The sequence below is a fragment of the Streptomyces sp. NPDC056128 genome, from assembly GCF_042263835.1.
Classification (GTDB): domain Bacteria; phylum Actinomycetota; class Actinomycetes; order Streptomycetales; family Streptomycetaceae; genus Streptomyces.
In genome coordinates this window covers 123,672-137,798 of sequence record NZ_JBHJVQ010000013.1, presented here as the reverse complement: position 1 = coordinate 137,798, position 14,127 = coordinate 123,672, and the positions used below count along the sequence as shown (strand labels likewise).

The window sequence follows — 14,127 nt, the reverse complement described above, 5'->3', positions numbered from 1 at the left end:
GCCACCAGGCGATGATCACTTTGGACCGACTGACCAAGCGGTACGGCGACAAGACGGCCGTCTCGGACCTCTCGTTCGAGATCAACCCGGGAAAGGTCACCGGATTCCTCGGCCCGAACGGCGCGGGAAAGTCGACGACCATGCGCATGATCGTCGGTCTGGACGCGCCGACGTCCGGGCGGGCCCTGGTGGGCGGCAAGCGGTACGAGGAGCTGCGGCACCCGTTGCGCGAGGTCGGCGCCCTGCTCGACGCCCGCGCGGGCCACCCCGGCCGCTCGGCCCACCAGCACCTGCTCGGCCTGGCCCGCAGCAACGGCATCCCGGCCGCCCGGGTCGCCGAGGTCCTGGAGACCGTCGGCCTGACCGAGGTGGCGAAGAAGCGCATCGGCTCCTTCTCCCTCGGCATGGGCCAGCGGCTCGGGATCGCCGCGGCCCTGCTGGGAGACCCGAAGGTGCTGCTCTTCGACGAGCCGGTCAACGGCCTCGACCCGGACGGTGTGCGCTGGGTCCGCGAGCTGATGCGCTCGCTGGCCGCGGAGGGCAGGACGATCTTCGTCTCCAGTCACCTGATGAGCGAGATGCAGGAGACCGCCGACCACCTCCTGGTCATCGGCCGCGGCAAGATCATCGCCGACGCGCCGATCGAGGAGGTCATCGCGGGCAGCTCGCTGACCGCCGTCCGGGTCCGGACCCCGCAGCCCGACGTGCTCAGGCGCGAGCTGCTGGAGTTCGGTCTGCGGGTCGAGCCGGACGCCGGCTCCGAGCCCGACGAACTCCTCGTCGTGGGCGGCACCCTGGAGGAGATCGGCGACCTGGCGTTCCACCACCGCGTCCCCATCCACGAACTCAGCATGCGCAAGGCCAGCCTGGAACAGGCGTACATGGAACTCACCGCCGCGAGCGTGGAGTACGGCTCTCCCGCGCTCTCCCAGGTCACCGAAGTCCCGGACCACCAGAAGGCGTAACTGGATATGACTACTACAACTGTCCCCAAGCTCGTGGGCCCCGTGAAGGGCGGCGGCTTCAAGGGCGCCGTCGCGTTCGAGTGGACCAAGTTCTGGAGCGTCCGGGCCACCTGGTGGAACCTGGTCGTCGGTCTGCTGCTCACCGTGGGCTTCGCCGCCATCGTCGGCGCGTCGGCCGACGCCAGCGCGAAGAAGGGCGTCGACGTCACGATGCCCGCCCCGCACCACGCCTCGCAGGCCTTCCTCATCTCCCAGCTGACCATCGTGGTGCTCGCCACCCTCGCCCTCACCAGTGAGTACTCCAGCGGCTCCATCCGCACCACGCTCCAGAGCGTGCCCAAGCGCGGCCGGATGCTCCGCTCCAAGACCCTGGTGATCGCCGCGGTCGTGGTCGTCGCCGGCTTCGTCTTCAGCCTGCTGGGCACCCTGGTGGCCGCACCCCTGATGGGCGACTACGGCGACTACACCGGCGGCCAGTTGTTCGGCACCGCGCTCGGCGCCGGGGTCTACCTCGCCCTGCTCGCCGTGATGGCGATCGGACTCGGCACCGTCCTGCGCAGCGCCGCGGGCACCATCACGACCCTCATCATGGTGCTGCTCGCGCTGCCCCAACTGATGGGTGTCGTGGGCGCCAAGTGGCTGGAGACCGCCTCCGACTACATGCCGAGCGTCGCCGGCACCGTCCTGCTGACCCAGGACAGCGACCCGTACGGCGGCGGAACCGCCCTGCTGGTCCTCCTGCTGTGGGCGCTGGCCGCCTACGTCGCCGGCGCCGCGGTCCTGCGCCGCCGAGATGCCTAGGACACCCGTACTCCTCCCCCCACGGAAGAGGAAGGGGCCGCACTCCGCCAGCCGGGGTGCGGCCCCTTCGCCGTGTCCCTTCGCCGTGTCCCTTCGCCGTGTCCGGACGGGAGCGCGATAGCGGTGCGATAACGGGAGCGCGATAGCGGTGCGATAAGGGGCCCATAGCAGGTCTCGCCAAGGTGGTCGAGCCGCATCCTCACCCCACCTTGGAGGCCGTCCCATGCGCACCACGACGAAGACCAGGACCACCCTCGCCGCCCTCGGTTCGGCGCTCGCGCTCGGCATCGCCGCCGCCCCCGCCCAGGCGGCCCCCGCGGACAAGCCGCAGGTGCTCTCCTCCTTCACGCAGACCAGCGCGTCCAGCCAGAACGCGTGGCTCGCGGCCAACCGCAACCAGTCCGCCTGGGCCGCCTACGAGTTCGACTGGTCGACCGACCTGTGCACCCAGGCGCCGGACAACCCCTTCGGCTTCGCCTTCGACAACGCCTGTGCGCGCCACGACTTCGGCTACCGCAACTACAAGGCGGCCGGCCAGTTCGACGCCAACAAGAGCCGCGTGGACAGCGCCTTCTACGAGGACATGAAGCGCGTCTGCACCGGCTACACCGGCGAGAAGAACACGGCCTGCAACAGCACCGCCTGGACCTACTACCAGGCGGTCAAGATCTTCGGCTGAGCGGAAGCGAGGGCGGGACCGGGACCGGGACCGGGTCCCGGCCGAGGAGAGGGAGACGGATGCGCAGCGTCGTCATCGTGGGCGCCGGGGTGATCGGCCGCTCCGTGGGGCTCGCACTGCGACGGCACGGCGTGACCACCTACCTGGACGACGCCGACCCCGAGGCGGCGCTGGCCGGCGAACGCTGCGGGGCCGGATTCGCGGCGCGTCCCCCGCGCCAGGCCGACATCGCGGTGCTCGCGGTGCCGTCCGACCAGGTCGCCCCGGTCCTCGCCGAGCACCAGAAACTCGGCACGGCCCGCTGCTACACCGACGTCTCCGGCGTCAAGGTACGCCTGCACCGGGAGGTCAGGGCCTACGGCTGCGACCTGACCTCGCTGGTCAGCGGCGCCCCCGTGGTCGGCGGCGGAGAGCGCCCGGCGCAGCCCAGGGCCGACCTCTTCGACGGCCGGCCCTGGGCGCTCACCCCCACCGAGGCGACCGGCAACCTCGCCCTGAACTGCGCGCTGGAACTGGTCGCGCTGTGCGGGGCGGTCTCGGTGCTGCTCGACCCCGAGGCCCACGACCGTGCCGTCGCCCTCGTGTCGCACGCGCCGCACCTGGTCGCGAGCCTCGTCGCCGCGCGCCTGCTGGGCGGCGACGAGTCGGCCGTACGGCTGGCCGGCCAGGACCTGCGCGACGTCACCAGGACCGCGGGCGGCAACCCCGAGCGGTGGGCGGAGACCCTGACCGCCAACGCCGGTCCCGTCGCCGACCAGTTGGACGACTGGGCGGCCGAGGCGCAGGCGATGGCCCGCGAACTGCGGGACGCCGCCCGGTCCGGCGACGCCACCGGGCCGGTCCGGCTGCGGGAGACCCTGCGCTTCGGCGTGGCGGGACGGGCCCGCATCCGGGAGCCGGACACACCCCGGCCCTGAGACCACGGATCGCGGATCGCGGACCACGGACCACGGACCACGGACCACGGATCACGGGCCACGGATCACCGACCACCGTGCGGACGGCACCACCGCACGGACCGGCACCACCCCGACGGAAAGGACCCGACCATGCGCGGAATCCTGCGCGCCACGGCTCTCACCGCGGCGATCGGCGCCGCCGCCCTGCTCCCGCCGACGGCGGCCTCCGCCACGCCCACCGGGACCGCGGCGCCCGGCTGTGTGACGGACAGCGGGACCGAGGACTTCGGCCGGGGCGAGATCACCGTCTGCGTCGGCGACGACGGCGTACGCGTGACCGGCCATGTCGAGGACCTCAAGCCCGGCGGCCCCTTCACCGGCGGCGACTCCGCCTGCGTGGCCTGGTCGATCGACTGGGAGACCGCCTCCGGAGCCCACTCCAGCACCAGCTCCATGGCCTGCCCCCACTTCCCGGGCGGCGAGGCGTACGTCGAGTTCGACTACGACCCGACCGAGTCGGAGCACGGCCCGAAGAACGTCACCGGGGTGCGTGACACGAGCCTCACGGCGATCTTCATGTGACGGGCCCGACGAAAGTCGAGGCGTATCACCGTTCGGCCCACGGAGATCGCACAGACCTGTGTCGACCAAGGTCATGAATCCGCCGTCTCCGCTTTCACCTCGCCTTTTCCACTCCTAACGTCATCGGTGTTCCTGCTTCCGACGAAGTGAGCGCCGATGACGAACGTGACCCGATCCGGCCGTCCGGCGCGTCGATGCGCCGCCCTCGCGGCCGCGCTGCTGCTGGCCGTCGCGCCCTCCTACGCCGGCGGCCGGAGCGCGGCCGCCGCCCCGGCCCCCAAGGTGGCGCGGGCCGCGCCCACCGCCCTGCCCGCCCTCCCCGCGCCGACCGGCGCCCTGCCGGTCGGCCTGCGCACGGCACAGCTGAGCGACACCTCCCGGCGCGACCCCTGGAACCCGGACCGGCACCGCGAGCTGACGGTCTCGCTCTGGTACCCCGCGCTGCCCTCCCGGGCGCCGCACGCCTCCTACGTCACCGCGCGGGAGTCGGAGCTGATCCTGCGCTTCCACCGGGTGAAGGGCGTGCCCGCCGACTTCCTCAGCCGCACCCGCGTCCACGCGCGCCTGGCCCCGCCGCCGCTGCCCTCGCCCCCGCGCGGCCTGCCCCTCGTCCTGCTGTCACCGGGCTTCACGCTGCCCCGCACCTCGCTGACCGGGCTCGCCGAGGAACTGGCCAGCCGGGGCTACGCCGTCGCCGCCGTCGACCACGCCTACGAGGCGGCGGCCATCAGCCACCCCGACGGCCGGGTGACCGGCTGCCTGGCCTGCGAACGACGCCCGGAGGGCGCCCGGGTGGCCGCCGTCCGCGCCGCCGACCTCCGCTTCCTGCGCGAGCGCCTGCTCCGGTCGCCCGGCACCGCGGGGCTGGGGCCGCTGGACCCGTCGCGGGTGGCGGTGGTGGGCCACTCCGTGGGCGGCGCCGCGGCCTTCGAGGCGCTGCGCACCGATACCGGCTTCGCGGCCGCCGCCAACCTGGACGGCACCGTGCACACCGCCGGGAAGAGCCCGGTGGACCGGCCGTTCCTGCTGCTCGGCGCGGGCGGGCACGGCCGTCCGGGCGCCGACCCCACCTGGGAGCGGGCCTGGCAGGACCTGTCCGGGCCGCGCCGCTGGCTCTCGGTGCGCGGCGCGGGGCACCTGTCCTTCACCGACTACGCGCCGCTCCTGGAGCGGACCGGCGCTGCGGGCCCCGAGGTCACGCTCGGCGCGGCGGACGCCCAGCGGATCACCCGGGAGCTGGTGGTGGCCTTCCTCGACGAGCGGCTGCGCCGGCACGGCCCCCGGCTCGACACGGCGGCCCGGCACGACCCGGAGGTCGTCGACCACCGCCGCTGAGCGGCCCCGCGGCGGCCCGCGGAAAAACGGATCGATATCGGAAGGAAAAACGGTCCCCGTACCTTGACGGTGGTCGGCAGGGTCCGCAACCCGCGCAGAGTCTTTGCCCGACGCTCCCGGAAGGAATGCGAAGTGACCAATCCGTTCGAAGACGCAGACGGCCGCTATCTCGTGCTGGTCAATGATGAGGGGCAGCACTCGCTGTGGCCGTCCTTCGTGGACGTGCCCGCCGGGTGGACGGTCGCCTTCGGCGAGTCCGACCGGGAGGCGTGCCTGGAGTACGTGGAGAAGAACTGGACGGACATGCGGCCCAGGAGCCTCGTGGAGGCGATGAGCGCCGGCAACTGAGGCCCCCCCCGCACGACGCGACGGCCCGTACGACCCCGGCAGGGGCGTACGGGCCGTCGTCGTACCCGGATCAGTCGGTGCCCACCCCGCACGGGGTGCCGGACGCCAGGGAGTGAAAGGCGTGCAGCCGCACCAGCTCCTGCCACCGGTAGCGCATCTCGCCCCAGGCGCTGCGGCCCACCGCCTCCACGAGCTGGGCGTCGACCAGCGTCTCGATCAGATCCTCGGCCTCCAGGAGATCCGTGCCGAGCACCTTCGCCGCCTCCGCGGCCTCGAAGTCCGAGTCGTCGAGACGGCTCAACTCCCGGTAGGCGGTGGCCACCCTGGGATCCAGGTCCCGCATGCTGCGGTCCAGCCGGGCGCGCAACGAGTCGTCCCCGATGCTGAGTTCCGCCAGCCGGTCGCCCGAGCGCTCCAGGCGGCGGACCAGATCGAGGACCCGCCAGTGCGTCTTGGTGAGCAGCCGGGCCGCGGCGGCCCGCAGCGCCAGCGGGGTGTGCCCGCACAGCGCGGCGAGGCGGCTGGTCGCCTCGGGGGAGTCCTCCGCCCTGGCGTCCCGCAGCACACTGGTGAGCGTCTCCCGGGACTCGTCGTCCGACAGCGGCGCCACGCGCAGCCGCAGGGCGCGGTACTTCTGCATCAGTTCGTCCAGGTTGGCCCGGCCGGTGATCAGGACGCAGCACCCGCCGCTCGTGGGCAGCAGATGACGCACCTGGGCGTACGACGAGGCGTGGTCGAGCACGATCAGGACGCGCCGGCCCTCCAGCATCCCGCGGTACCGCTCGGCCGCGTCCGCGGGCTCGGTTGGCAGCGGGCCCTCGGCTCCCAGCTGGCGCAGGAACTGGTGGAGCACAGCCGGCGTGTCGCCCTCCCGGAGGTCGGCGAAGAGCTGCCCGTCGGGGAATCTGTGGGCCGTGCGGTGCGCCCAGTTGACAGCGAGGCTCGTCTTTCCGATTCCGGGACTTCCGGTGATGTAGGCGATGGGGGGTGGATTCTGTGCGGATCCGTCGAGCAGCACATCATCCATCAGCCACTGCTCCCGGCTACGCCCGATGAAGTAGGCGTCGCTTTCCGGAAGCTGACTCGGAACGGTCTGCCGGACGTCTCTTTGCGGTGCCGCTATGCCCGGGACGTCGAGCTGCGGGAATTCGTCCCGGAGGATCGAGTCGTGCAGCGTCTGGAGGTCGGTGCCCAGTTCGAGACCGATCTCTTCGATGGAGTGCCGCATTCCGTCGCGGAATGTCGTCAGCGCCTCCGCCCGCCGGCCCGAACGGTACTGGGCGAGCATCAGGTAGTAGCGCAGCCGGTCCCGCAGCGGGCAGGCGCCGACCAGTGCCTGGAGTTCGCCCAGCACGGCCTGGTGCTCGCCGAGTTGGAGGCGCAGCCCCATGTGCTGCTCCACGGCCAGCATCCGTTGTTCGTCGAGGCGGGCCGCCTCGGTCTCGGCGAAGGGCGCGTAGACGCCGCCGAGCGCGGGGCCGCGCCACAGGGCCAGCGCCTGGCGCAGTGCCTCCGCCGCCGGTGCCGGACGGTTCTCCGCCGTCAGCTCCGTGGCGCGGGCGACCAGTTGCTCGAAACGGAGCGAGTCGAGCGAGTGGCCGGCGAGGCTGAGCATGTAGCCGGGCGTGGCCGTGATGATGGTTTCCCGGTCCCAGCCCGCGGTGCGGAAGATCTTGCGCAGAGTGGCGATGCAAATGGCCACCTGAGTACGTGCCGTGCTCGGCGGACGCCCGTTCCAGACCTTCTCTATCAGGGAGTCAAAAGACACGACCTGATTGAACGAGAGAAGCAGGGCGGAGAGTACGGCCCGTTGCCTGGGACCGCCCACCGTAAGACCTCGGCCGTTCATATGTACTTCGAGCGGCCCGAGCACTCCGAATTCGAGACCGACGGCGGGCATTTCCTTTTGGGAGTTCTCCGCGGTGCCGATTCTCTTGTATATCGGTTCTATCAGCCGAAGATCCATGACCTCTTGATACCCCCGCGTCAAGTTGTGCTGATGTCTGCGTGCTGAAATGCTCCGGATCTTCCGGGTGCCGCGGACATGAAAACTGCGCGAAGATCGGGTCAGTCGGGTTCACCGCTGGTAGGGCCCTCGTCGCCATGTCACTCACCTCCGGATCCGGTTGCTTCGTCAGGAGTTCCTGGGTTGTGTGAGTTCCTCACTTCCGTTCGGGTCCATACGCCCGGCCCGGTGGCCGGGCGGCAGTGTGAGGGAGAACGTCGCGAATGTCACTGTCGTGGTCGCCGGCGCGGCACCGCCTGCGGCTCGGCCCAATGTGACCTGCGGATTTTATCCGTCGTGGCTGGCTCCCCCCTGCCTGCAGTCGAATAATACGGATCTTCTTTGGGTCCAACACTCAACTTTCGTCAGGTCTCTGCCCTGGCTTTGGTTAGTGCGGCGTTTCTTATTCCCTCCGGGCTTGGATCCGGCCCCCCGGTTACCCGTCGGTCACCTTCCCCGCGGATTGTGTAAACAACGTGAACTCCGCTGGTGGCGGCCGCTGTCGTGGCCCGCCCCGGCGGACGCGGCCGGAGGGGGCCGGGGTGCTCCGGAGCCGTCGCGTCCGGTGGTACCGGTGCGGAGGTTTGGCTGGATCGTGACGCCCGTGGCGTCAGGAAGCCGTACAGACGCACAGACGAAAGGGACGCCCGGCACGGGCCGGGCGTCCCTTCCTCTCACCGGGCGGTACGGGGGATGACCGCCCGGTGGCTCACTCGGCGTCGAGCCCGCGCCGCATGCGGGCCCAGACCACCTCCAGCAGCAGTCCGGCGACCGCCGCACAGGCGACCGCCGTCCACGGAGCGGCGACACCGACCAGCTTCAGCTGGAAGAACTCCTGGAGCCACGGCACCACCAGCACCACCGCGAAGCTCACCGCCATGGTCAGCACCAGCAGCACCCGCCACCAGGTGTACGGGCGGGCGATGATGGCCAGCGCCCACAGCGCGGTCAGGAACAGCGCCAGGGTCGCCGCCGAGGTCTCGGCGTCCAGGTTGTCGTCGTACACGGCCCGGGCGATCAGGTAGGACACCGAGGTGGCGGTGGCCGCCAGCACACCGGCCGGGATCGCGAACCTGAGGACGCGGCCGACGAAGTTGGCCCGGGCACGCTCCTTGTTGGGGGCGAGCGCGATGAAGAACGCGGGGATGCCGATGGTGAGGGAGCCGACCAGGGTGATGTGGCGCGGCAGGAACGGGTAGGGCACCTGGGCGAGCACGACGACCAGCGCCATCACCACCGAGTACACGGTCTTGGTGAGGAACAGGTTGGCCACCCGCTCGATGTTGCCGATCACCCGGCGCCCCTCCGCGACCACCGAGGGCAGCGCGGAGAAGTTGTTGTTCAGCAGGACGATCTGCGCGACCGCCCGGGTGGCCGGGCTGCCCGAGCCCATCCCCACGCCGATGTCCGCGTCCTTGAGCGCGAGGACGTCGTTGACGCCGTCGCCGGTCATCGCCACGGTGTGGCCGCGCGACTGGAGGGCGCCCACCATGTCCCGCTTCTGCTGCGGCCCGACCCGCCCGAAGATGGAGTTCTCCTCGACGGCGTCGGCCAGTTCCTTCGGGTCCTCGGGCAGGAACCGGGCGTCCACCGGCCGTTCGGCTCCCGGCAGCGACAGGCTGGAGGCGACGGCGCCCACCGAGACGGCGTTGTCGCCCGAGATCACCTTCGCCGTCACGCCCTGGTCGGCGAAGTACTGGAGGGTGGCCGGCGCCTCCTCCCGCACCCGCTGCTTGATGACGACGAGCGCGGCGGCCGTGACCGCGTCGGGCACGGCCGCGGGGTCGTCCATGAGCGCGTCCAGCGCCCGCGAACAACGCGCGAGGAGCAGCACCCGCAGCCCCCGCGCCCCGTAGGAGTCGGCGGCGGTGAGCACCGAGTGGCCGGCCGGCAGCATCGCGTCCGGCGCGCCGAGCAGCCACGCCGACTCGGTGCCGGACGGCTCGACGAAGGAGGCGCCGCTCCAGCGCCGCGCGGACGAGAAGGGCGCGGTGGCGGTGCGCCGCCAGTCCTCCGGCGCCGGGTAGGACTCGATGATCGCCTGGAGGCTGGAGTTGGGGCGCTCGTCGGCGGCGCCGAGCGCGCCGAGCACCGCCTCGACCGGCACGTCCGGCAGCAGCGGCAGGACCTCGTCGATGTCCATCGACGCCTCGGTGAGCGTGCCCGTCTTGTCCAGGCAGACCGTGTCCACCCGGGCCAGCCCCTCGATCGCGGGCAACTCCTGCACCAGGCACTGCTTCTTGCCGAGCCGGACCACGCCGACCGCGAAGGCCAGCGAGGTCAGCAGCACCAGGCCCTCGGGAACCATGGGGACGAGACCGCCCACCATGCGCCGGATCGCCTCCGAGAAGTTGTCGTCGTTCACCACGAACTGCGTGATGATCAGCGCGATGCCCGCCGGGATGATCGCGTACGTGACGAACTTCAGGATCCGGTCGATGCCGTTGCGCAGCTCGGAGTTGACCAGGCTGAAGCGCTTGGCCTCCTCGGCGAGCTGCGAGGCGTACGCCTCCCGGCCCACCCGGGTGGCGGTGAACGCCCCCGATCCGGCGACCACGAAGCTGCCGGACATCACCGGGTCGCCGGGCTGCTTGACCACCGGGTCGGCCTCGCCGGTGAGCAGCGACTCGTCGACCTCCAGGTTGTCGCCCGAGGTGACCGTGCCGTCCACCACGATCTTGTCGCCCTGGCCGAGGTCGATGGTGTCGTCGATGACGATCTCGGAGGCGCTCAGCTCGACCCGCTGCCCGTCCCGCCAGACCCGCGGCCGGCTCTCCCCGACGATCGCGAGCTGGTCCAGGGTCCGCTTGGCGCGCACCTCCTGGATGATGCCGATCAGTGTGTTGGCGAGGATGACCCCGCCGAACAGTCCGTCCTGCACCGGCCCGACGATCATCACGATGACGAACAGCACGCCGATGATCGCGTTGATGCGCGTGAACAGGTTGCCGCGGACGATCTCGCCGATGCTGCGGCTCGACCGGGCCGGCACATCGTTGACCTGCCCCGCCGCCACCCGTTCGGCGACCTCCGCCGCGCTCAGGCCGACTCTCCCGCCGACGCGCGTCGTGCCCCCCGGCTCGTCCAACTGGTTCTTCATCCCTGACGCCCTCCCGGGCTCGACTCCGCGCTCAGTTCCGGTCTCGGCTGCGTCCCCCGCCAAGTGACTGTAGGAGCCCGTCATCCACCGCCACCAGGCACGAACGACGTCTCTTCCGCCTTACTTTCGACAGGGACGGATCTTGGCCCGGCGGGGCGAAAACCGATCGATATCGAGCAGAAAGTTGATGCTCCTAGCGTCGTGCCGGCAGCCCGGCGGGCATCGCGTTGGCCCGCGCCCACCCCCACCCGAGGAGATCCCGACGCATGCACGCACAGACGAGCGGACACCCCGTGACCGGGGACGACGTGCGGGGACAGCTGGCGGAACTGCGGCGGCGCCACCCCGAGTTGCACGCCCTCGCCGACCCGCGGCGGATCGCCGCCTGGGAGGCGGCCAGGGACGCCACCCCGCCGCGCCACGACGACTTCGGCGCCGACGGCGAGGGCAGCCGGGGCGTGGAGTACGTGCAGGCCCAGACCCTCAACCGGCGGGCCCGCGAGACCGGGATCAGGAAGCTCCTCGGCTTCGCCGGCACCGCCCGCCGCACGCCGGACGGCGAGCGGCCCGTCCTGGTCGACCTGCTGGGCGGCGACGGACTGGTCCGCAAGGTGTGCGAGGAGCTGGGCATCGGCGACTTCAACATCCTCACCTGCGACGCGTCCCCCCACATGGTGACGACGGCGTGGGCGGCGGGCGTGCCCGCCCTGCTCCAGCGGGCCGAGCAGCCGCTGCTGCGCGACGGCAGCGTGGACGCCGTACTACTGGCCTACGGCTCGCACCACGTGCCGCCCTCGGACCGCCAGACGGTGGCCACCGAGGCGCGCCGGATGCTCCGCCCCGGCGGCACGTTCGTCCTGCACGACTTCCTCGTCGGCTCCCCGGTGGACGTGTGGTTCGAGGAGGTCACCGACGTGTACTCGGCGACCGGCCACAAGTTCCTGCACTTCACCCGGGACGAGATCGAGGGATACCTGGAGAAGGCCGGCTACGACCACCGCGAGGTCGTGGAGATCGACGACCCGTACACCGCCGTCGGCGCCACCCCCGAGGAGGCCGAGCTGGAGATCGGCCGGTACCTGCTCAACATGTACGGACTGGTCAAGGTCTTCGAGGGCCGCACCGAGACCGAGGCGTACCGCTGGGTGGCCGAGACCGCGAAGGCCGTCTTCCGCTACCCGGACGCGCCGGAGGGCCTCACCTCCTGCGCACTGCGCCGGGAGGAGGCCACCGGCGGGTGGCGCGTCACCATCCCGCGGCGCGCCGTCGTCGGCGTGGGCCGGGTCTCCTCCGCCGCCGAGAAGGCGGCATGACCACCCACGCCACCGAGCCGCGCACCGCGTATGAACAGGACGCACGCGAGGCGGCCCGCGCCACCGTCCCGGACCGCTCCGCCGCCGCGGCACTGGCCCGGGAGCATGACGTCATCCCGCTCCACCAGGAGTTCCTGGACGACGCCATCAGCCCCGTCACCGCCTTCTCCCAGCTGTGCGGACCGGACGAGGCGGGCTTCCTGCTGGAGAGCGTGCCCGTCTCCGGCGGGGTGGCACGCTACTCGTACGTCGGCCACCGCCCCGTCCCGCTGGACCTGCCCGGCGGCGACCCGCTGACCGCGCTGCGCGGCTTCCTGGCCCGGTCCGCGGCCCCGGTGCGCGGACTGCCGCCGTTCCACGGCGGGATCGTCGGCTACCTCGGCTACGAGGCGGCCCGCCACTTCGAGGACCTCCCCGTCGCCGCGGGACCGCCGCCCGGCCTGCCCGAGTCCGCCTTCCTGGCCGCCGACGACCTCGTCGTCTTCGACCACGCGACGCGGCGCGTCCTGCTGATGACCCTGTACCGCCCGGCCCTGGAGTCCTACGACGACGCCGTCGCCCGGATCACGCACCTCAACCGCAGGCTGCGCGAGGCGGACCGGCCCGCCGGGTTCGCCGGCCGCCCGCTCGCCGAGGCCCCGACGGCCGGGACCGAGACGGACGGCTGGGCCGCCAACCTCACCGAGGCGGAGTTCACGGACCGCGTAGCCCGCGCCCGCGAGCACATCGCGGCCGGCGACGCCTTCCAGATCGTGCTCTCCCGGCGGCTCAGCAGACCCCTGCGCGCCGCACCGCTCGACCTGTACCGGCACCTGCGGGCCACCAACCCCTCGCCGTACATGTACCACCTGAGCCTCGGCGGCGGCCGCCACATCATCGGCGCCTCGCCCGAACTCCTCGTCAAGGCGACCGGCCGCACGGTACGCACCCGGCCCCTGGCCGGCACCCGCCCCCGGCACCCCGACCCCGCCGAGGACCAGCGGCTGGAGCGGGAACTGCTCGCCGACGAGAAGGAACGCGCCGAACACGTGATGCTGGTCGACCTCGGCCGCAACGACCTCGGCCGGGTCACCGAACCCGGCACCGTCCGGGTGGAGCGGCTGATGCGGGTCGAGCGCTTCTCCCACGTGATGCACCTGTCGTCCACCGTCGCCGGGCACCTCGCACCGGGCCGGGACGCGCTGGACGCCCTGCGCTCCGCCTTCCCCGCCGGCACCCTCTCCGGGGCGCCCAAGATCCGGGCCATGGAGATCATCGCCGAGCTGGAGCCCGAGCGGCGCGGCGTGTACGGCGGCGCCCTCGGGTTCGTCGGCGCGGACGGCCTCACCGACTTCGCGATCGCGCTGCGCACCATGGTCGTCGCCGACGGGCAGGTGCACGTGCAGGCGGGCGCCGGGATCGTCGCCGACTCCGACCCCGCCGCCGAGTTCCGCGAGACGCTGCACAAGTCGCGGGCCATGCTCACGGCCGTACGGCGGGCGGAGGCCGGGACATGAGCGCCCCGCACGGAACCCGCCCGGCTGCCGGGCCACGCGTCGCGGTCGTCGACAACTACGACTCGTTCACCTACAACCTCGTCCACTACGTCGCCGAACAGGGCGGCCGGCCCACGGTCTTCCGCAACGACGCCGTCGGCCTCGCCGACCTCGCCGCGTTCGACCTGCTGCTGCTCTCCCCGGGCCCCGGCACGCCGGACGAGGCGGGGATCTGCGTCGAAGCGGTCCGCGCACTCGGCGCCCGGCTGCCGATCCTCGGCGTCTGCCTGGGACACCAGAGCATCGCCGCGGCCTTCGGCGGCTCGGTGGTGCGCGGCGAGCAGGTGCACGGCAAGGCATCCGAGGTCCACCACGACGGCAGCGGCGTCCTCGCCGGCCTGCCCGACCCGTTCACCGCCACCCGCTACCACTCACTCGTGGTCGCGCCCACCGGTCTGCCGGACGAGCTGGTCGTCACGGCCCGCACGGCGGACGGCACGATCATGGGCCTGCGCCACCGCGAGCACCCCGTCCACGGGGTGCAGTTCCACCCGGAGTCGGTGCTCAGCCCCGAGGGCAAGCAGCTGATCGCGAACTTCCTGGAGTGCGCTGATGATTGAGTCCC

The 14,127-nt window shown here is 72.0% G+C and carries 12 protein-coding genes; 10 read left to right on the top strand and 2 right to left on the bottom strand.

Translation table 11 applies throughout. The features are described from left to right. Positions 1-11: 11 nt before the first annotated feature. The 7 genes from ACFC1X_RS24265 (at position 12) to ACFC1X_RS24235 (ending at position 5,609) form a co-directional block, all read left to right on the top strand. Positions 12-965 carry an ABC transporter ATP-binding protein gene (locus tag ACFC1X_RS24265; RefSeq protein WP_376356859.1) on the top strand — a complete coding sequence of 318 codons (954 nt, stop codon included), beginning with the start codon at positions 12-14 and terminating at the stop codon, positions 963-965. A gap of 6 nt (positions 966-971) precedes the next feature. After that, complete coding sequence (locus ACFC1X_RS24260) at positions 972-1,766, top strand: ABC transporter permease subunit (RefSeq protein ID WP_376356857.1); 795 nt, start codon at positions 972-974, stop codon at positions 1,764-1,766. A gap of 223 nt (positions 1,767-1,989) precedes the next feature. Further along, the gene (locus ACFC1X_RS24255; protein WP_376356855.1) at positions 1,990-2,445 is read left to right on the top strand and encodes a phospholipase; all 456 of its coding nucleotides are present in this window, start codon (positions 1,990-1,992) and stop codon (positions 2,443-2,445) included. A 59-nt stretch (positions 2,446-2,504) separates the two neighbouring features. Continuing rightward, a complete protein-coding gene (locus ACFC1X_RS24250; protein WP_376356853.1) occupies positions 2,505-3,362 on the top strand; it encodes a prephenate dehydrogenase in 858 nt (285 codons plus the stop codon). A 132-nt stretch (positions 3,363-3,494) separates the two neighbouring features. Then, the gene (locus tag ACFC1X_RS24245) at positions 3,495-3,926 is read left to right on the top strand and encodes a hypothetical protein (protein WP_376356851.1); all 432 of its coding nucleotides are present in this window, start codon (positions 3,495-3,497) and stop codon (positions 3,924-3,926) included. A gap of 156 nt (positions 3,927-4,082) precedes the next feature. Beyond that, a complete protein-coding gene (locus tag ACFC1X_RS24240) occupies positions 4,083-5,261 on the top strand; it encodes a lipase (protein ID WP_376356849.1) in 1,179 nt (392 codons plus the stop codon). A gap of 132 nt (positions 5,262-5,393) precedes the next feature. Continuing rightward, positions 5,394-5,609 carry an MbtH family protein gene (locus tag ACFC1X_RS24235; protein WP_122617543.1) on the top strand — a complete coding sequence of 72 codons (216 nt, stop codon included), beginning with the start codon at positions 5,394-5,396 and terminating at the stop codon, positions 5,607-5,609. Between the two features lie 70 nt (positions 5,610-5,679). Here ACFC1X_RS24235 and ACFC1X_RS24230 read toward each other — a convergent pair whose 3' ends face one another. After that, positions 5,680-7,575: a BTAD domain-containing putative transcriptional regulator gene (locus ACFC1X_RS24230; RefSeq protein WP_376356847.1), complete on the bottom strand. Its 1,896-nt coding sequence runs from the start codon at positions 7,573-7,575 to the stop codon at positions 5,680-5,682. Between the two features lie 748 nt (positions 7,576-8,323). Then, positions 8,324-10,714 (bottom strand): HAD-IC family P-type ATPase, encoded by a 2,391-nt coding sequence (locus tag ACFC1X_RS24225; protein ID WP_376356845.1) that lies wholly within the window; start codon positions 10,712-10,714, stop codon positions 8,324-8,326. Between the two features lie 266 nt (positions 10,715-10,980). Here ACFC1X_RS24225 and ACFC1X_RS24220 point away from each other — a divergent pair, with 266 nt between their 5' ends. Genes ACFC1X_RS24220 through ACFC1X_RS24210 form a run of 3 tightly spaced genes read left to right on the top strand, consistent with a single transcriptional unit; the run spans position 10,981 to position 14,122 of the window. Further along, positions 10,981-12,027 (top strand): class I SAM-dependent methyltransferase, encoded by a 1,047-nt coding sequence (locus ACFC1X_RS24220; protein ID WP_376356843.1) that lies wholly within the window; start codon positions 10,981-10,983, stop codon positions 12,025-12,027. After that, a complete protein-coding gene (locus tag ACFC1X_RS24215; RefSeq protein ID WP_376356841.1) occupies positions 12,024-13,523 on the top strand; it encodes an anthranilate synthase component I family protein in 1,500 nt (499 codons plus the stop codon). The genes ACFC1X_RS24220 and ACFC1X_RS24215 overlap by 4 nt, the downstream gene beginning before the upstream one ends. Then, positions 13,520-14,122, top strand: a complete 603-nt coding sequence (locus tag ACFC1X_RS24210) for an anthranilate synthase component II (RefSeq protein ID WP_376356839.1) — start codon at positions 13,520-13,522, stop codon at positions 14,120-14,122. Before ACFC1X_RS24215 ends, ACFC1X_RS24210 begins: the two co-directional genes overlap by 4 nt. The last annotated feature ends 5 nt before the right edge of the window (positions 14,123-14,127 follow it).